Genomic DNA, 18755 nt, shown 5'->3' on the forward strand with positions numbered 1-18755 from the left:
TCGACGGCATGGCGACGCCCCCAGCCCATGATCTAAAGTTCATAACCGCGAGCGTGGGCGCCATTCGGAAGGGGAATAGATGAGAACACTCCTGATCACCCTGTCCGGCGCACGTCCAAAGATCTTGAAACTCTGCCCGACCGAGCAGGGCAAATTCGAGGGCATCGGCGGAGCCGTGCTCACCACCAGCGTGCTGGCGTTCGTGTCGATGACGTTCGCCCTGAACTCCGCGCTCGGCACCTCCCTTGTCCTCGCCGTCCTGGCCGGCCTCGTCTGGGGCCTGGCCATCATGAGCCTCGACCGCTGGCTGGTCAGCACCATGCACGCCGACGGGCCCAGGCGCTGGCGGGTGGCCCTGCCCCGGATCCTCATGGCCGTGCTGCTCGGCCTCGTCATCTCGACCCCGCTGGTGCTGCAGATCTTCAAGTCCGAGATCGACGCGCAGATCGTCCAGATCAAGCAGCAGCGCGCCAACGACTTCTCCGTCCGGCAGAACTCGGGCAGCGTCGCCCAGGAGGTCGCCCGCCTCCGCAAGGAGGCGACGACCCTCCAGAACGTGATCACTTCCGAGGGCGACGTCCCGCTGGATCCCGCCAAGGATCCGAAGGTCAGATCGCTGACCGCCGAGCGCGACGCCCAGCAGGCGCAGGCCAGGAATCTCTACGACGAGTGGCAGTGTCAGCTCTACGGCGGGAAGACGTGCCCGCGCAAGGGCAACGGTCCGCTGGCCCAGGCCAGCAAGAGCACCTACGAGAAGGCCAAGGACCGGGTCGACCTGCTCAACCGGCAGATCGAGGACCGCAAGGCAGAGCTCACCGCCACGGACGAGAACAGCAAGAAGGAGCGCCTCGCCCAGGCGACGCAGGCACTGCCCAAGACCCAGGAGCTGCTCGACGCCGCGGTGCAGCGCCAGCGCGACCTGCAGGACGCGTTCGATACGGAGAACAGGACCACCAACGGGTTGCTGATCCGGCTGCAGGCCCTCAACGAGGTGTCCGGCGAGGATGTCACCCTCAGAACGACCCACCTCCTGCTGTTCCTGGTGTTCCTGCTGATCGAGTGCCTGCCGGTGACGGTCAAGCTGATGCAGAAGCCCGGCAACTACGAGAGGATTCTCAACCTCGCGGCGAAGCAGGAGTTCCGCGACGCGCGAGACAGTTACAGCTCCCAGTTCGGTTACCAGGCCCCCCCGGCGGGTTCCGCGCCGAGGCAGGACGACGACTCCTCATCAATATGGGATATCTGGGAAAAACCAGACTTCTTGCGCACTACCCGCGGGACGCAGGCTCCGTCCGGGCCGTCGGAGACCGCGCATCTGGCCGACCCTCAGAACCCGGACAGCGACCACTACTCCGCCGAGGACGACATGCTGCGCGAGATGCAGAGCACCCGGGTGTTCCACAGATCCGACTCCACCGGCCCGGCGGCCGAGCGCCACGGCAAGATCGAGCTGTTCCCCGATGACGACGACTGACCCTGCGGGATCCCCCGGTTGACACCCTCCACGGCCGAAGCCGCGGGTCTCCACGTTGGAGGTATGTGATGAACGGCCGCCTGGTCAACGGCCGCTACCGGTTGCTGTCCATGATCGGCAGCGGCGGGATGGGCCATGTCTGGCTGGCCGAGGACGAGGTGCTCGGGCGCCGTGTAGCGCTCAAGGAGCTCGTCCTGGCCCCGAACGGCGAGCGCCTGTCCGTACGTCACCAGCGCGTGCGGCGCGAGGCGCGGGCGGCAGCGCGGATCAGGCACTCGGGCATAGTCGAGATCTACGACATGTTCGTGGAGGACGATCTCTCCTGGATCGTGATGGCCTACGTCAAGGGCCGCTCACTTCAGGACCTGATCGAGCACGGCCCCCTCGGCGAGCGCCGGATCGCCGAAATCGGCCGGCGGGTGCTGGCCGCGCTGACCGCCGCGCACCGGGCCGACGTACTGCACCGTGACGTGAAACCCGCCAACATTCTGATCGCCGAAGGGGGCGAGGTGTTTCTCGTCGACTTCGGTATCGCCCACATCGTCGGCGAGAGCCGCCTCACCTCGCAGAACGCCTTCGCGGGCACGCTGGAGTACATGGCACCGGAACGGATCAACGGCCTTTCCCCGGGGCCGCCCGCCGACCTGTGGTCACTGGGAGTGACCTTCTTCCACGCCCTGGAGGGACGCTCCCCGTTCCTCCGCGGCAACGTACCGGCGACCATGAAGGCCATCACCCTTGACGACCCTCCTCGCGTCACCCGTACCGGGCCGCTGTCCGACGCGATCGCCGGTCTGCTGCGCAAGGACCCCGGCCGACGGATGGACGCGCGGGGGCTGGACGGGGTGCTGCGGTCGATCGTCGCCGCGCCCTCGCCCTCACCGTCTTCACCCCGCCCCGCTCCCCCACCGCCCCCGGCCGGCCCCGCTTCTCCCTCGCACCGGCCCCGATCCACTCCCCGGCCGCCCTCGGCCGACCCCGCTCCCCCGCCGCGCCGGTCCAGGCCTGCCGCCTCACCACCCTCACCGCTCCCGTCACCCTCTCCCGACCGCTCCCGCTCCCCCTCGCTCCGGCCCGCCCCCTCGCCCAGGGCCGCGAAGCACACCCCGGAGAGACCCGTGGACCTCGGCGGGCTGGATCCGGCGGAGGCCGCCCGGGTCGTCAACGCCATGGCGGCCTCGCCCGCCGCGAGGCTGCTCGCCCGCCTCCCCACGGAGGTCGTCCAGCGGGTACTGATCCGGATGGAACCTGAGGCCGTGGGAGCGATCCTGCTGGAGATGTCCGCGGAGCGGGCCGCCTCGTTCCTCGACGCGATCCCGGCGAGAACCGTCGGTGCCGCGCTGAACATGATGGCCGCCAGGCGAGAGGAGACCGCCGCGGTTCTCCGGGCGATGGGGGCGGCCCGCGCGGGTCAGGCGCTGAACCACATCGATCCGGGACAGGGCGGCGCGTTGCTGGGCGCCATCCCTCCCGGTGAGGTCGCGAAGATCCTCGCGCGCACCGCCGCCCGGACCGCGGCCGGCATCGTCCGCGTCCTCGCCGCGGCCCCGCTCGCCATCCGCCTGATCGAGACCATGCCGACAAGAAGGGCATGCGACGTGCTCGACCACGTGCCCCCGGTCATCATCGCCCAACTGCTTGAGGCGTCCTCCGACGGGCGCGCCGACCGGCTGCTCAACGGCCTCGACGACGCCGTACGCGCTCAGGTCCTTCGCCATCCGCACGCCCCCGGGCACCCACCGGAGAGAGATCGGCGATCACGTGAGGGGCGGTCGTGGCCGCAGGGTCCCGACGGGGGCCGGAAATGACTGAGGGCACCTCCACGATGTGGAAGGTGCCCAGGTCATCGGCTTCAGCCGGTGGTGCGCCGCCAGGGACTCGAACCCCGGACCCGCTGATTAAGAGTCAGCTGCTCTAACCAACTGAGCTAGCGGCGCTTGCAACGGGGGTAACTCTAGCAGCAGCCTCAGCGCGCTCGCACCCCGGTTGATCCCGTTCGGCCCCTGTCCGGCCTCCCGGGGAACCCTGTCCGTTTCCCGGAGGAACCAGGGCGTCCGACGCCGTCCGGTCCTGGAACAGGTCTTGAAGCCGTCCGGTCCTTGAACAGATACGGGGTCCCTGCGAGGTGCGGGTCCTGAAACAGGTGCGGGGCCGGACAGTCCCCCAACTGTCCGGCCCCGACCTCTTCGCGGGCTTTGCCATCGTCTCCCCCAAGACTCCGGCGGCTCCGCTCAGGAACGCGATCCCCCTCGCGTTCTTATCCGGTGAAAAGTCTCTGCAACGCTCCCCCCGGGCTTCGCAGACCCCTCGACCTGCAACAACACTACCTAGCCAAATGTAACGTGCGCGTCATCCAAAGGTTGATTTTGCGCCTACACCCAACCTTGACCCGGTATCACCGAAGCGCCGTGAACCCCGGTGGATACGCGAGGATTCGGCATCGAGGAGGCGATTCCATTGGTTTCCGGGCACTCGCCAGGGCCCGCCTGCCGTTCGGGCCGGGATCGTGGTGATCATCAGGTTTCCGGGCGGGGGGTGCGGAGAACACGCGGGCGCGGGCTCCCCCGGCGGGGTCGCGGCGGGGTCTCCCAGCGGGGTCACGGCGGATTCTCCCGGCGAGATCGCAGCGAGATCGCAGCGGGGTCCCGGCAGGGGCGTGGCGAGAGCCCAGGGAGGGGCCGGCGGGGTCGCGGGCCGTCAGGGGATTTCGAGGTCGATCTCCATGTTGTCCCTCAGGGCCCGGCTCACCGTGCAGTACTTCTCCTCGACGCGGTGGGCCACGGCACGGAGGACCTCGGCGGCCTTCTCGTCGCCCTCGGGCAGCTCCACGTCGTAGGTGATGGTGATCGTCCCCAGCCTGGACGAGTCGACCTTCTCCGCCTGGACGGTCATCGCCAGGCGGGTCATCCGGTGGCCCCGCTGGGCCGTGAGGGGCTCCACGGTGACGATGTTGCAGCCGCCGAGCGCCGCGAGCAGCAGCTCGACGGGGGTGAACACCCCCTGCTCGTCACCGCCGCCCATGGCGACCTCGGCTCCGCGGTCGTTGCGCGCCACGAACCCGTCGTCGGTCCGCTCCACCCTCACCTGTGCCATGGCGTTCCTCCCCTGAATCTGCGGATCACCCTACAGAGGCCCGCGAGGAGAGGAACGCCCGGGTGAGGCGGGAGCCCGGCCCGCCTCAGGCCTCCGGATGCCTGGACAGGTATTCGATGTAGAACGGCCGCAGTGCCTCGCCCAGCTGCCCGTGGCCCGAGGCCATCGCGTCGCTGAGCAGGGCCGAGACCCGGCTGAGGTCGTTGGTCGTCTCGTCCTCGTTCCCCGAGGACGCCTCCGCCGCGGGAATCAACGTGAGCAGCTCCCACAGGAAGCCGAGATCTCCGTGGTGCACGGCGTAGTGGACCGCGCGATCATGCAGTTCCTGGGCCGACAGCGACTCAAGCTCGTCCGTTTCCAACAGACCCACCCCCTCACGCCCCTTCTGCCCCGAGAATATGGCCATCATGCGCAATTGACGGTATGCACCGTCACTGCGCCAACCGGACCAGCATCTTTCCCGTGTTGGCGCCGTGGAGCATGTCGATGAACGCCTTCGGAGCGTTCTCCAGGCCGTCGACCACGGTCTCGGTAAAGGCGATCTTGCCTTCGCGGAGCCAGGCGCCCACCTCGGCGATCATGTCGGGCAGGCGCGCCGGGTGGTCGGACACGATGAACCCGCGCAGGGTGAGCCGCTTCCCCACGACCAGGCCGATGTTCCTCGGGCCCGGGACCGGCTCGGTGGCGTTGTAGGAGGAGATCGACCCGCACATCGCGACCCTGCCGTACGTCCTCAGCTCGTCGATGGCCGCCTCCAGGTGCTCGCCGCCGACGTTGTCGAAGTAGACGTCGATCCCGCCGGGGGCCGCCCTGGCGAGCTGCTCGTGGATCTCGCCGTCGCGGTAGTTGAAGGCGGCGTCGAAGCCGAGGTCGCGGACCAGGTGGGTCACCTTCTCCGGCGACCCGGCGCTGCCCACCACGCGCGAGGCGCCCTTCAGCCGGGCGATCTGCCCGGCCATGCTGCCCACCGCCCCCGCCGCGCCGGACACGAACACCGCCTCGCCGTCCTTGAAGCGGGCGATGTCGAGCAGGCCCACGTACGCGGTGAGGCCGGTCATGCCCAGCGCGCCCAGGTACGCGGAGAGCGGTACCCCGGGGATCTCCTCGACCCGGCGGGCCTCCTTCGCGTCGAGGACGGCGTACTCGCGCCAGCCGTACCTGTGGGTGACGGTGTCTCCGGGCGCGAGGCCGGGCGCGCGTGACACGACGACCTCACCGAGGGCGGCGCCGTCGAGGGGCTCGCCGACCCGGAAGGGCGGGGTGTAGGACTTGCCCTCGTTCATGCGGCCCCGCATGTAGGGGTCGACGCTCATGAAGAGGTTGCGGACGAGGATCTCCCCTTCGGCGGGGGCGGGCAGCCGGACCTCCGCCAGTTCGAAGTTCTCCGGGGTCGGCCACCCGGAGGGCCGCGACGCGAGCCGGATCTCCCTGGAGGTCGTACGCCCCTCCCCCTGTGGCGTACGACCGGCGGGTCCGGTCTTCGTGCCGTTCGCGGTGGCGTGCCCGGCCTGCGACGCGGACCCGGGGGCGGGTCCGGCCCCGGCTCCCTCCCCGCTCTCCCCGCTCTCCGTTCCCCGATCGGGGCCCGCGCCCGGATCGGGGTCTGTGCCCGGTCCTGGCCCTGTGCCCGGATCGGGGTCAGGACCGGGGCCGGGAGGGGGGCCGGGCTTGGGCGGACCGGGCTTCGGCGGGGGGCCGGGCCTGGGCGGAGGTCCAGGTTTGGGCGGGGGGCCGGGTTTGGGAACGGAGTGAGCCTCGGTTCCGGTTCCGGGCGTTCTCCCGGCTCCGGCGAACGGCTTCTCCGGTCGACCGGTGGATGATCGGGCGTTGGACGTCATGAGGCCCCCTCGGCGATTCGTGCTCCTCACCTGGGACCTTCCCATCCGGCGGCGTTTCTCCCCGCCGGGGAACGGCGCGCCTGACATGATCTCGCCACTTTCATGACCGCATACGGTCACGGATGCGAAACTTTCCGCGGGTGACGGGTCGGCTCACCGTCCTGGCGACCGTGGCGACCGCTGTGCCCTCGTCGTCCGGGGTGACCGGATCGGTGAGGCGCGCGGTCGATCGGCAAATCACCTGTTATGCCTATATATCCATATTCGGGGCGCGAACCTACCGCCCGCCCGGCCATCCATGCGAGGATCCCGAAACGTGAAAATAATCATCAAAATACTGGTGGTAGCAGCCGCTCTGTGGGCGGCGACCCAGTTCGTGGACGGCATCACGGTGTCCGCGCGGACCCCCGTCAAGGAGATCGGCACGCTCGTCGCCGTCGCCCTCGTCTTCGGGATCGTCAACGCGGTCCTGAAGCCGATCATCGCGACGCTCGGCTGTGCCTTCTACATCCTCACGCTCGGCCTGTTCGCCCTGGTGGTCAACGCCGGTCTGCTGCTGCTGACCAGCTGGATCGCCGGCAAGCTCTCGCTGCCCTTCCACGTCGACGGCTTCTGGGCCGCGTTCTGGGGCGCGATCGTCATCGGCCTGGTCAGCTGGCTGCTCGACCTGATCCTCGACGCGATCGTCGGCGACTGAGCCGATGACCGTCGTCCTTGACGGCGCCCACCTGACCTGCGAGCAGGTCGGCCGGGCGGCCCACGGCTCCGGGGTCGCGCTGGGCTCCACCGGCCGCGCGGAGGCGGCGTGGCGGACGGCCGGCCTGCTCGACGGGCCCGTGTACGGCCGGACCACCGGCGTGGGCGCCAACAAGGACGTGACGACCGAGGACACCGGCCTCGACCTGCTCCGCAGCCACGCGGGCGGCGCCGGTCCCGTGATCGAGGCGTTCCGCGCCCGTGCGACCCTCGTGGTCCGCCTCAACCAGTTGCTCGCCGGCGGCTCGGGGGTCGATCCCGCGCTCCTGCCCGTGCTCGCCGCCGCCGTCAACCGGGGCCTCACCCCGCCGATCCGCACCTACGGCGCCATCGGCACCGGCGACCTCACCGCCCTGGCCACCACCGCGCTCTGCCTCCTGGGCGAGCTTCCCTGGACCTCGCCCGCCGAGGACGTACGGACCGGGGCGCGGGCCGGAGACACCGGCGGCCGGACCGGGAATCCCGCCTCGGAAACCGGGAGCGGCGCCGAGGGCGGTCCGCCGGGGACGCGGGCGGGGGATCCGGTGCCCCGGTTCGCGCTCGCCTCCGGTGACGCGCTGCCGTTCATCAGCTCGGGTGCGGCGACCCTGGCCGACGCGGCGCTGGCCTGTCATCGCCTGGGCGTCCTGCTGTCCGCCGCCACGGCGGTCGCGGCCCACTCCTTCCGGGCGGTCGACGCCTCGCTCGAACCGCTCTCCCCCGTCGTGCAACGGGGCCCCGAGCAGACCGGGGTCGCGGCCGCGCTGCGCGCCCTGGTCGGCTCCACCAGCCCGCGCCGCGTCCAGGACCCGTACGGCTACCGCGCCTTCCCGCAGGTCCACGGAGCCGTCCTCGACGCGCTCGGCCGGGCGGAGCGGACGATCACCGAGGAGATGAACGCCGCGCCGGAGAACCCGTTGATCGCCGACGGCCGGGCCTGGCACAACGGCAACTTCCACTCGGCGCGGGTCGCGCTCGTCCTCGACGCCCTGCGGGCCGCGCTCGTGCAGACCGCGACGCTGAGCGTCGCCAGGCTCGCCACCCTGAACGACCCGGCCCACACGGGCCTGCTCCCCTTCCTCGCCGAACGTCCCGGGTTGTCCGGGGTCATGATCCTCGAATACGTCGCGCACTCCGCGCTGGCCGAGCTGCGCCACCTGGCCGCCCCGGTCACCCTGGGCGGCGCCGTGCTCTCCCTGGGCACCGAGGACCACGCGAGCTTCACCCCGCAGGCGGCCCGCTCCGCGCTCGCCGCCGCCGAACCGCTGGAGATCGTCCTGGCGTGCGAGCTGGTGGCCTCCGTACGGGCCCTGCGGCGGCGTGGACTGCCCTGCGACCTGCCGCTCGACCCCGCGATGGAGGACCGCCCCCTGGACGCCGACCTCGACGCGGCGCGCGGGCTCCTGCCCGGCCTCGTTCCCTGAGACCCGCGAGGCCGCCGGGGGCCGCGGGTCAGCCGACCGCGGGTCAGCCGACCGAGCCGCGCTCGCGGAGCTGGGGCGCCTGGACGATGCGGCGGCGGCGCGTGTTGCCGTCGGCGGCGGCCACCACGATGCGGACGGCGGCCCGGACGATGCCGTCGATGTCCCAGTCGACCGTGGTCAGGCCGGGGGTGAGCAGGCCCGACATGGGATGGTCGTCGTAGCCCATCACGGACACCTCGAACGGGATGCCCAGCTTCCGCTCCGCCGAGGCCGCGTAGACGCCGTAGGCGATCGAGTCGGCGAAGCAGAAGAACGCCCGGTGGCCGGCGTCGAGCATCTCGCCCGCGACCCGGGTGGCGGGCCCCAGCGACTGGGAGGCGGTGACCATCTCGATGTCCAGGTCCAGCCGCTTGGCCTCGGCCAGGACGTGCACGTCGGCGGGCCGGTCGGGGGTGCTGGCCCGCGTCGAGGTGAGGACGGCCAGGCGCCGGTGGCCCCGCCGTCGCAGGTGCTCCAGGGCGAGGGTCACCCCGGCGCGGTTGTCGAAGACGACCTCGCCCGCGGCGCGCGCCCCGGCCAGGGCGTCGCCGATCGACACCACCGGCAACCCCTCGCACAGCTCCGCCCAGAGCGGCGCCGCGGGGTCGACCGGCTGCACGATCAGCGCGTCCACCCGCTGGTCGCGGAGCTGCCTGGCGAGCGTGTTCTCCCTGGCCGGGTCTCCCGCGGCGTCCAGGATCAGGGCGTAGCGGTCGTTGTCCTTGAGCGCGCGGCCGATGCCGACGGCCAGCGCCTGCTGCCAGAGGTCCTCCAGGGAGCCGCAGAGCAGGCCGATCATGCCGGTCCGGCCGCTGGCCAGGGCGCGGGCGATGGGGTCGGCCTCGTAGCCGAGCTCGGCCGCGGCCTGGCGCACCCGCTCGATGGTCTCCTCAGAAACCTGCAGACCGCGCAGGGCGTACGAGACGGCGGCGGGCGACAGGCCGGTGGCCTTCGCCACCTCCCGTATGGTCGCTCGTTTCCGGGGCTGGGGCATCGGACCAGCCTATTCCTCGGGGCCTCCGCAGGCGCGCCACCCACCCGATCGGAGGTGTCGCGGGGCGTCGGGGGGTATTGACACGAAGCCAGGTGAAGCGGTTCACTGAAACGGTTCACTGAACCGTGTCACTGTTGGATGTGGTGAGGTGAAGACGTTTACCCCTATTCTAGGTAGGGAATACCTCGAAGACGTGAAAGGAGGGGACCCGTCGTGACCGTCGACGTTCACCAGCATCTGTGGACGCCCGCGTTCGTGGACGCGCTCAGACGTCGCACGACCGCGCCCCGGCTCGACGGCTGGACCCTCCACCTGGACGGCGAGCCCGCCTACGAGGTCGACCCCGCCGACCACGACCTCGCCGGGCGCCTCGCGCTGAACGCGGGGCTCGACCTGGCCCTCGTGTCGCTGTCCAGCCCGCTCGGCGTCGAGTCACTGCCCCCCGGCGAGGCGTGGCCGATCATCGACGCCTACCACGAGGACGCCCTCGCGCTGCCCGCGCCCTTCGGCGCCTGGGCGGCGACCTGCCTCAGCGAGATCGACCCCGCCAGGCTCGCCAAGGCCCTCGACGCGCGAGACGGCGTACGGGGCGACGTGCGCGACGGCGACGGCGACGGCGACGGCGACGGCGTGTGGGACGTGAGGCCGGGGCTCGTCGGCCTCCAGCTGCCCGCCACCGCCGTGCGCGACGCCGCGGGCCTGGCCAGGGTCGCCCCGCTGCTCGACGTGCTCGCCGAGCGCGACCTGCCGCTCTTCGTGCACCCCGGTCCCGCCGCCGAGCCCGAGGGGCCCGGCTGGTGGCCCGCCGTCGTGCCGTACGTGCAGCAGATGCACGCCGCGTGGTACGCCTTCGCCGCCTTCGGGCGGGCCCGCCACCCCCGCCTGCGGGTCTGCTTCTCACTGCTCGCCGGGCTGGCCCCGCTCCACTCCGAGCGCCTGGCCAACCGGGGTGGCGAGGGCCGGGGACAGGTCGATCCCGACATGTTCCTGGAGACCTCCTCCTACGGCCCGCGCGCCATCGACGCCGTCGTCCGCGAACTCGGCGTCGACGTCGTGGTGAGCGGTTCCGACCAGCCCTACGCCACCGCACCCGACCCCGCGCTCGGCGACGCCGCCTGGCACGCCATCGCGGTCACCAACCCGAACCGCCTGCTGAACGGAAAGGAGTCGCGCAAGTGAACCAGTACCAGGGCCGCGAGAGCTGTGTGCTCCCGGCGAGGAAAGCCGTGAGCGAGCGGCGCGCACGAGCCGCCGGGCCCGCCGACCGCGCCGGTCACGCCCGTCATGTCGGTCACGCCTGGCGAGTGGACATCGCGGGCTCCAGGCCGTCCGGCGGTGAGACCTCATGAGCTACGAGGCCCTGCCCGCCCGCGCCCTCGACCGGCGCGAGCTCCTCGACCTGGTCAACGAGCTGGCCGCCGACCCGTCCGGGTGGCAGGACCAGGTGGAGTTCCCCGAGGAGGGCGGGCGCCACTTCGCCTCCCTCTACCGCGACTCCCACGTGGACGTCTGGCTGCTGTGCTGGCGTCCCGAGGACGACACCGGCTGGCACGACCACGACACCTCCTCGGGCGCCGTCCGCGTGGTGGCCGGGACGCTCCTGGAGTGCAACCCCCGCATCGGCGGCGAGCACCTGGAGACCGTGATCTCGGAGGGCGAGTCCTTCTCCTTCGGCCCCGACCACATCCACCGGCTCACCGGCGCGGTGCACGGCAGCGTCTCGATCCATGCTTACTCGCCGCCGCTGTGGCGCCTGGGCCAGTACTCCATCAGCGACAGCGGCGTGATGCGCCGCGTCTCGGTGAGCTACGCCGACGAGCTGCGCCCCATGGACGACGCCGAGCAGATGGTCGAGGTCGCCTGAGACAGACGGGTTCCGGGGAAAAGCCGCCGCCTGCCTCTTCCCCTCCTTCGGCCGACCGCGTCGCCTACCCGTACGGGATCTCGCCGTCGCGAGACCCCGTACGGGTCGCCGTACCCGGGGGCGGGGCCGGTGGACGCTAGAAGACGCGCGCCCTGACGGCGTTGGCCATGCCCGCGTCGTCGGCGAAGACGCCGTCGACGCCGAGGGAGTAGAGCCTCTCCAGCCAGCCCATCACGTCGCCGGTGGCGCGCGGGTAGGCAGGGCTCGCCGGGTTCCCGAGCCGGAAGTCCACCGGGAGCTGCGAGTTCTCGTTCCTCACGGTCCAGGTGTGGACCTTCAGACCGGCCCGGTGGGCGTCGCTGATGAACGAGGTGGGCCGCAGGAGGCGGCCGTCGGGGCCGGTGGGCACGATCCGCCTGGTGTCGACACCAACGCCGTCCGCGTAGCCCGCCACGTCGCGGAGCCCGGCCGGGGTGACCATGGTGTCGTAGGTGCGCGGGTCTCCGGCGGCGACCCAGTCGTACGGGGCACCCGTGGCGGTGACGAGCTGGATCAGCGGAAGCCTGGTCCTCTTGCTCAGCTCGCGCAGGTTGGCGGTCTCGAAGGACTGGATGAAGACCGGGTCCCGGCTCCCGCGCCAGCCGTGCCGGCCGAGCACATCGAGCAGCGGCTCCTCCAGGGAGAGGCCGATGGAGTCGAAGTAGCTCGGGTGCTTGGTCTCGGGGTAGACGCCGACCCCGCTCCGCTTGGCGAGCGCGACGACCTCGTCGAAGGTCGGGATCTCCGCGAGGCCGTTGAAGGCGGTGTTGCCCGGACGCAGGTCGGGGATGCGCTCCTCGGCCCTGAGCGTCTTCAGCTCGGCGAGCGTGAAGTCCTCGGTGAACCAGCCGGTGATCGGGGTGCCGTCGATGGTCTTGGTCGTCCGGCGCGCCGCGAACTCGGGGTGGTTCTCGACGTCCGTGGTGCCGCCGATCTCGTTCTCGTGCCTGGCCACCAGCACGTGGTCCTTCGTCGAGACCAGGTCGGGCTCGATGTAGTCGGCGCCGAGCGCGATCGCGGTCTCGTACGAGAGCAGGGTGTGCTCGGGCCGGTGCGCGCTGGCGCCCCGGTGGCCGATGACGACGGGTTCGCGGCCGCGGGGCTCGGCGGTGGCGGGTTCGGGTTGTTGCAGCACAACGGCGACGGTACCGGTCGCGAGGACCGCGAGCGCCGCGGCCAGAAGCCTACGGATCATGTCCAGGAACGTAAGCCGCCCGGATGACCATTGGAACAACGACTCGCGAAGGGAACGGGACGCGCGGGCGGCCGGTGATCCGTCCCGGCCCGGGGAGCGGGCGGCCGGTGACACACCCCGGCCCGGAGAGCGAGTCCGGGCCTTCGGGGCGCCTTCGGCCTCCGGTGGCCGGCTTCCGGCGAGCGGCGAGCGGCTTTCCCCGGACGGTGGGCCGCTTCCGGCGGACGGCGGGCCGCTTCCGGCGGGCGCCGGGTGGCGGGGGTCGCCTCAGGCGCCGCCGGCCCCTCCCCCTTCGGCCCGTCTCGTCTCGGCGTCCACGTCATGACCGGTGAGGTCGGCGTTCATGAACTGCGGTGTCCGGGGGAGGCTGAGGTGCAGTTCGGCCTCGGTGCCGATCCGCAGCGTCGCCCGCCCTACCGTGACGTCGATCACGTGACCGCCGCCGGTGCGGCCGGCGTCCAGGAAGTGCAGGTGACAGCCGGCGACCGCGATCCCCTGCGCGTAGTCCGGCGTGCGGAAACCCGCGATGGTGCCCTCGACGTCGGTGAAGGTGGTGAGGCGCTGACCGCGGGTGGCCTCGACCAGGGGCGGGTAGGGCCGGTGCTGCCTGGCCACGGTGCGGGTGGTCACCCGGGTGAACAGCCCGTCGAGACGCACCGCGTAGAAGAGGTTGCGTCCGGCGGTGAGCTCGTCGCACAGCGATTCCAGCTCCGCGCGCGAGGTGCCGGGGCCGACCTCGGCCTCCCGGTCGGCGTGGAAGAAGGTGACGGCGGCGAAGGGGGTCTTCTCCTCGGGGTCGGCCGGTACGGCGGTGCCGTCCGACCGGAGATGGTGGAACCGGCCGTCGAACCCCACGAGCTCGCCGTCCAGCTCGTTGAAGGTCCCGAGACCGAAGTCCCCGTGGCGGCGCAGCTCGCCGATGGTGAGATCGCCCTCGTACACCCCGTCCAGGAGCGCGTCCATCGTGGACGACTGGAAGATCTCGCGGGCTCGGGTGGGGTCCCGGTGCAGGGCGCCGTCGCCGTCCCGGTGCGCGAGGAAGGCGCGCACCAGCCCGTCCAGGAGGCCGTGGTGTCCTTGGCGTCCTTGGCGTCCTTGGCGTCCGCGGTGTCCGCGGCTTTCGTCCATCGTGCCGTCACCCCTCCCGGGAGGATGTCACTCGAACGACTCCAGGCGCAGGACCTCCCCGAGGCTCTCGTTGTCGCTGTAGTCGACCGGTATGTCGACGACGACGGGCCCCGGCGTGCCGAGGGCCTGGCGGAGCACCGCGGGAAGCTCGTCCGCGCTGGTCGCCCGCATCCCGGTCGCGCCGAAGCTCTCGGCGAAGCGCACCATGTCGATCGGGCCGAAGTCGACCCCCGACGTCCGCCCGTACTTCAGCCGCTCCTGGAAGGCGACCATGTCGTAGGCGCCGTCGCGCCACACCAGATGCGTGAGGTCGGCGCCGACGCGCACGGCGGTCTCCAGCTCCATCGCGGAGAACAGGAAGCCCCCGTCGCCGGAGACGGACACCACCTTGTGGCCCGGCCGCACCAGCGCGGTGGCGACGGCCCAGGGCAGTGCCACACCGAGCGTCTGCTGGCCGTCGGAGAACAGCAGGCCGCGCGGCCGGTAGGTACGGAAGTGACGGGCCATCCAGATGTAGTGGGAACCGATGTCGCAGACCACGGTGGCGTCGTCGTCGACCGCCTCCCGCAGGGCGCGGACGATCCGCAGGGGGTGGACGCGGTCCGGACGGGACTCGTCGGGCGCGGCGTCCAGGTCGGCGAGCCTGGCGCGCAGCCTCGCGACACGGGCCGCGGCGCCGGGTGCGAGGGTGAGCCCGTCCAGCCGGTCGGCCAGCTCCGTCACGGTGGCCGCCACGTCGCCGCGCAGCTCGACCGACGGCCGGTAGCGATTGTCGATCTCCGCCGGGCCGTCGTCCAGGTGGACGATCTCCACTCCCGCCCCGGGGCCCGGGTTCCACAGGCCGGGGGCGTACTCGACGTGGTCGTAACCGATGGCGAGGACGAGGTCCGCCTGGGCGAGCGCCTCGTCCCCCGGCTGGTTGCGGAACAGGCCGACCCTGCCGAGGAAGCGTCCCTCCAGGTCACCTCGTGGCACCACCCCGGCTGCCTGGAAGGTCTCCACCACCGGCAGCCCGGTGCGGGACATCAGGCCGCGCACCGCCTCGGCGGCGGCCGGGTCGCCGGTCCGGGCCCCGAGCAGCACGACCGGTGTCCGTGCCCGCCTGACGGCGTCCGCGGCCCGGTCGATCGCCTCCGGAGGGGCGGCTCCGAGCGGCGGCACGTCCGGCGTCCCCGCGGGGGGCTCCGAGGTGGTGTCACCGAGGAGGTCCTGCGGGAGGATGACGGCCACGGCCCCGCGAGGCGAGGTGGTGGCCGCCCGGTAGGCGTTCGACACGACCTCGGGCAGGGCGGCCACGTCGCCCACCTCCCAGGTGAACTTGCAGACCGCCCGGAGCAGGCCGACCGAGTCCATCGACTGGTGCGTCCGCTTCAGCCGGTCGGCGCGAGGCACCGCCCCGGCGAACGCGATGACCGGGTCGCCCTCCGTGGTCGCCGTCGCCAGGCCGGTGGCCAGGTTGGAGGTGCCGGGCCCGGAGGTCACCAGCACCACGCCGGGCTGTCCGGTGAGCCGGCCGACCGCCGCGGCCATGAAGGCGGCGTTCTGCTCGTGCCTGCACACCACCAGTCGTGACCCGGCGCCGACCAGGGCGTCGAACACCGCGTCGATCTTGGCGCCCGGGATGCCGAAGACGTACTCGATCCCCGACTTCTCCAGGCAGCCGACCAGCAGGTTCGCGCCGGTGGCGGGAACTCGCCTCACGAGCCGTCGCGCCGTCACGACCATGTCCGCCTCCCTGTCCGCGTCCGCGTCGCGAGGAACCCCTGTGACACAGGGGTCCGTCGCGAAGGGAGGCGCGAAGAGAATGGAATGATGGCCACCCTGATCCGGGTGAACGCGATGCCGTACGGCGTGCCGCGGAACGCGGCTCCGCCCCCCGGTCATCCGGTGGCGGCCCCGTCCAACGCTACGCGCCCGCCAGGAAAGCCACAAGAGGCCACATAACCCCGCTGACCAGCGCGTTTACCGCATACGAGTCAGGCCGGGAAGGGTGAATCCCCGGCGCGATTCAGGCCGGGCGAGGCGGATCCCCGGCACGGATCAGGCCAGGGAAGAGGGATTCCCTCGGCAGGTCGGGCCGGGGAAGGCGAACATCCGGCGCGGGTCAGGCCAGGGAGGGCGAGTCCTCGGACGGGCGGGGCTCGTCGGCGCCGGACGGCGCGACCGATCGCCCGGCCAGGAACCCGGCCGCCAGCTGCAGGCCGCACGCGCCGAGCCCGGCCAGCAGTGGAAGCGTCCAGCCGCCCGAGAGCTGGTAGAGGACGCCGATCAGGAGCGGTCCGAGCGCGGCCAGCGTGTAGCCGACGGACTGGGCGACGGCCGAAAGCGCGGTGACCGATACCGGGTCGGGCGCGCGGAGCGTGATGATGAGCAGGGCGAGCGCGATCGAGGCACCCTGCCCCACCCCGAGGAGGATCATCCAGAGCCACGGCAGGGCGGCGGGGGCGATCAGCACGCCGAGGTATCCGGCGATCGTGAGGACGGTCGCGGCGGTGACGTACGGCACCTGCGACCGGGCCCGTCCCGCGAGCACCGGGACGGTCAGTGTGGCCGCCATCTGGGCGAGGTTGGTGAGGCTGAGCATGTATCCGGCCTGGTCGGCGGGGAGCCCGGCGTCTTTGAAGATCGTCGGTATCCAGGCCAGCATGATGTAGAAGGTGAGCGACTGCAGGCCCATGTAGACGGTGACGTACCAGGTCACCCGGCTGCGGAGCAGCACGGCGAACGACCTGGGCGCGACCTTCGGGCGGGCGGGGCGACGCAGCGCCTGGGGCAGCCAGAGCGCCGCGGCGGCCAGTGCCGGGATCGCGGTCATCGCCGTCACCTCGCGCCAGCCGAGCCCGGTGGCCCGCTCGATCGGGACCACCGAGCCGGACGCCACCGCGGCGCCCAGCACCAGGCAGGAGACGTAGATCGCGGTGAACGGCCCGACCCGCGTGGGGAAGTGCTGCTTGACCACGCCGGGCATCGCGACGTTCATCACGGCGATGGCCGTGCCGGCGACGGCCGCGCCCACGTAGAGCGCGGGGACGCTTCCCGTGCTGCGCAGCGCCACTCCGGCCGCCAGGATCAGCAGCCCGGCCATGAGCGTGCGGTCCAGGCCGAAGCGGCGGGCGAGCAGGGGGGCGAGCGGGCCGAGGACGCCCAGGCAGACCACCATGACCGTGGTGATCGCCCCTCCCCCGGCGGCGCTCAGCCCGAGATCGTCCATGATCTCGTCCAGCACCGGGGAGACGCCGGCCAGCGCGGGCCGCAGGTTGAGCGCCGCGAGCACGAACCCCGCGATGAGCAACACCCGCGACACCGGCGACACCCGCGACACACTTCCCCCTGGCTCGGACACCGCCCAACTCTCCCATATACCTCACAGCGCACCGCCGGGGGAGGTTACCCACAATCTCCCGCTCCCCCGGTGGTCCACCGGGCATACCCCGTTGGAACCGGTCCGTCAGTTCGTCAGAAGGGGTACGCCGCGATGTTCCCCTGCATCGTCACCCAGCGGGTCTCGGTGAAGGCCTCGATGTTGGCCCGTCCCCCGCCGAAGCGCGAGCCGGTGCCCGACGCGCCGACCCCGCCGAACGGGGCCACCGCCTCGTCGTCCACCGTCTGGTCGTTGACGTGCACGATCCCGGTGGGAACGAGGTCGGCCAGCGCCAGGCCGCGCATCGCGTCGCGCGTCAGGATGCCCAGCGACAGGCCGTACTCGCTGTCGGACGCCAGCGCGGCGGCCTCCTCGATCGTGGAGAACGGCACGACGGGCGCGACCGGGCCGAACACCTCCTGGACGTACGCGGGAGAGTGCGCGGGCAGGTCGGCCAGGACCGTGGGCCGGTAGAAGAGCCCCTCGTAGGTGCCGCCCGCGGCGAGCCGCGCCCCGGCGTCGACGCTCGCGGTGACCAGGCCGTGGACCTTGTCCCGCTGACCGGCGTCGATGAGCGGGCCGAGCGCGACCTGCCCGCCCGCCGGGTCGCCGACCGGCAGGTGGTCGGCCTTCTCCGCGAGCCGCGCCACGTACTCCTCCGCGATCGAGGAGTGCACCAGGTGGCGTCCGGTGGTCATGCAGATCTGCCCCTGGTGCAGGAAGGAGCCCCAGGCACCCGCCGAGACCGCGAGGTCCAGGTCGGCGTCGTCCAGGACGATCAGCGCGCTGTTGCCGCCGAGTTCCAGGTGCGCCCGCTTGAGCAGCCGCCCGCACGCCTCCCCGACCGCGCGCCCCGCCGAGGTCGAGCCGGTGAAGGAGATCACCCGTACCAGCGGATCGCCGACCAGCGCCTGCCCCGCCGCCACCCCGCCCGGGAGCACGTGGAGCAGCCCGGCCGGCAGTCCCGCCTCCTCGAAGACGCGGGCGATGACGACGCCTCCGGAGACGGCGGTGCGCGGGTCGGGCTTGAGGATCACCGCGTTCCCCAGGGCGAGCGCGGGGGCGACCGAGCGGATGGCGAGGATCAGCGGGAAGTTGAACGGGGAGATCACCCCGACCACCCCGGCGGGTACGCGGCGGGCCAGGCTGAGCCGCTGCTTGACGGTCGGCAGGATCTCCCCCAGCGGCTGGGACGCCAGCGCGGCGGCCTCGTGGCACTCCTGGGCGGCGACGTGCGTCTCCACGCCCGCCTTGGGACGGATCGACCCGGCCTCGCGGACCAGCCAGTCCTGGATCTCCTCCGCGTACTCCTCGAACAGCCGCCCGGCCCGCCGCAGCACGGCCGCCCGCTCCTCGAACGAGGTCGCCGCCCACTCCCGCTGCGCCCGTACGGCGCGCACGGCCGCCGCCGCCACGTCCTCGGCCCCGGCCACGCCGACCCGGCCGAGTTCCGCGCCGGTGGCGGGCTCGATCACGGGCGCGTCACCCGCATGCGAGGTGACCCAGCCGTCCCCGAAAACCTGCCCGGCCCACGTCTTCGCCTCCATAAGCGGCATAGCGTCTCCTTCGTC

The 18755-nt window shown here is 72.0% G+C and carries 15 protein-coding genes and 1 tRNA gene; 6 read left to right on the forward strand and 10 right to left on the reverse strand.

What is annotated here, in order from left to right:
• Positions 1 to 79 precede the first annotated feature (79 nt).
• Positions 80 to 1474, forward strand: a complete 1395-nt coding sequence (locus ACFFRH_RS11690; RefSeq protein ID WP_386156134.1) for a DUF4407 domain-containing protein — start codon at positions 80 to 82, stop codon at positions 1472 to 1474.
• 68 nt (positions 1475 to 1542) lie between these two features.
• Positions 1543 to 3282, forward strand: a complete 1740-nt coding sequence (locus ACFFRH_RS11695; RefSeq protein ID WP_386156136.1) for a protein kinase domain-containing protein — start codon at positions 1543 to 1545, stop codon at positions 3280 to 3282.
• 52 nt (positions 3283 to 3334) lie between these two features.
• On the opposite strand, the gene ACFFRH_RS11700 is transcribed toward ACFFRH_RS11695, so the two are convergent.
• The 4 genes from ACFFRH_RS11700 to ACFFRH_RS11715 form a co-directional block, all read right to left on the reverse strand.
• A tRNA-Lys gene (locus ACFFRH_RS11700) sits at positions 3335 to 3411 on the reverse strand.
• Between the two features lie 760 nt (positions 3412 to 4171).
• The gene (locus ACFFRH_RS11705; RefSeq protein ID WP_386156138.1) at positions 4172 to 4567 is read right to left on the reverse strand and encodes an OsmC family protein; all 396 of its coding nucleotides are present in this window, start codon (positions 4565 to 4567) and stop codon (positions 4172 to 4174) included.
• A gap of 85 nt (positions 4568 to 4652) precedes the next feature.
• Complete coding sequence (locus tag ACFFRH_RS11710) at positions 4653 to 4937, reverse strand: hypothetical protein (protein WP_386156140.1); 285 nt, start codon at positions 4935 to 4937, stop codon at positions 4653 to 4655.
• A 61-nt stretch (positions 4938 to 4998) separates the two neighbouring features.
• On the reverse strand, positions 4999 to 5991 hold the full coding sequence (locus ACFFRH_RS11715; protein WP_386156227.1) for an NADP-dependent oxidoreductase: 993 nt from the start codon (positions 5989 to 5991) through the stop codon (positions 4999 to 5001).
• 730 nt (positions 5992 to 6721) lie between these two features.
• Here ACFFRH_RS11715 and ACFFRH_RS11720 point away from each other — a divergent pair.
• Together ACFFRH_RS11720 and ACFFRH_RS11725 are read left to right on the forward strand one after the other, a co-directional pair.
• Positions 6722 to 7102, forward strand: a complete 381-nt coding sequence (locus tag ACFFRH_RS11720) for a phage holin family protein (RefSeq protein WP_386156142.1) — start codon at positions 6722 to 6724, stop codon at positions 7100 to 7102.
• Positions 7103 to 7106: 4 nt separating this feature from the next.
• The gene (locus ACFFRH_RS11725) at positions 7107 to 8564 is read left to right on the forward strand and encodes an aromatic amino acid lyase (protein ID WP_386156144.1); all 1458 of its coding nucleotides are present in this window, start codon (positions 7107 to 7109) and stop codon (positions 8562 to 8564) included.
• A gap of 43 nt (positions 8565 to 8607) precedes the next feature.
• Here ACFFRH_RS11725 and ACFFRH_RS11730 read toward each other — a convergent pair whose 3' ends face one another.
• Complete coding sequence (locus tag ACFFRH_RS11730; RefSeq protein ID WP_386156146.1) at positions 8608 to 9597, reverse strand: LacI family DNA-binding transcriptional regulator; 990 nt, start codon at positions 9595 to 9597, stop codon at positions 8608 to 8610.
• A 213-nt stretch (positions 9598 to 9810) separates the two neighbouring features.
• Here ACFFRH_RS11730 and ACFFRH_RS11735 point away from each other — a divergent pair, with 213 nt between their 5' ends.
• Both ACFFRH_RS11735 and ACFFRH_RS11740 read left to right on the forward strand, forming a co-directional pair.
• Positions 9811 to 10776, forward strand: coding sequence for an amidohydrolase family protein (locus ACFFRH_RS11735; protein WP_386156148.1), 966 nt, complete (start codon positions 9811 to 9813; stop codon positions 10774 to 10776).
• A gap of 166 nt (positions 10777 to 10942) precedes the next feature.
• Positions 10943 to 11461, forward strand: a complete 519-nt coding sequence (locus ACFFRH_RS11740; RefSeq protein ID WP_344747512.1) for a cysteine dioxygenase — start codon at positions 10943 to 10945, stop codon at positions 11459 to 11461.
• 136 nt (positions 11462 to 11597) lie between these two features.
• Here ACFFRH_RS11740 and ACFFRH_RS11745 read toward each other — a convergent pair whose 3' ends face one another.
• The 5 genes from ACFFRH_RS11745 to ACFFRH_RS11765 form a co-directional block, all read right to left on the reverse strand.
• Positions 11598 to 12695: a glycerophosphodiester phosphodiesterase gene (locus ACFFRH_RS11745; protein WP_386156151.1), complete on the reverse strand. Its 1098-nt coding sequence runs from the start codon at positions 12693 to 12695 to the stop codon at positions 11598 to 11600.
• A 267-nt stretch (positions 12696 to 12962) separates the two neighbouring features.
• Entirely contained in the window at positions 12963 to 13823 is an 861-nt protein-coding gene (gene budA, locus ACFFRH_RS11750) for an acetolactate decarboxylase (protein WP_344747513.1), read from the reverse strand.
• Between the two features lie 27 nt (positions 13824 to 13850).
• On the reverse strand, positions 13851 to 15548 hold the full coding sequence (gene alsS / locus ACFFRH_RS11755) for an acetolactate synthase AlsS (RefSeq protein WP_344747514.1): 1698 nt from the start codon (positions 15546 to 15548) through the stop codon (positions 13851 to 13853).
• 379 nt (positions 15549 to 15927) lie between these two features.
• Positions 15928 to 17127 (reverse strand): CynX/NimT family MFS transporter, encoded by a 1200-nt coding sequence (locus tag ACFFRH_RS11760; RefSeq protein WP_386156154.1) that lies wholly within the window; start codon positions 17125 to 17127, stop codon positions 15928 to 15930.
• A gap of 152 nt (positions 17128 to 17279) precedes the next feature.
• Complete coding sequence (locus tag ACFFRH_RS11765) at positions 17280 to 18740, reverse strand: benzaldehyde dehydrogenase (protein ID WP_386156156.1); 1461 nt, start codon at positions 18738 to 18740, stop codon at positions 17280 to 17282.
• Between the last annotated feature and the right edge of the window lie 15 nt (positions 18741 to 18755).

Origin of the sequence: Streptosporangium vulgare, assembly GCF_042428775.1 — a bacterium.
Lineage (GTDB): Bacteria > Actinomycetota > Actinomycetes > Streptosporangiales > Streptosporangiaceae > Streptosporangium > Streptosporangium vulgare.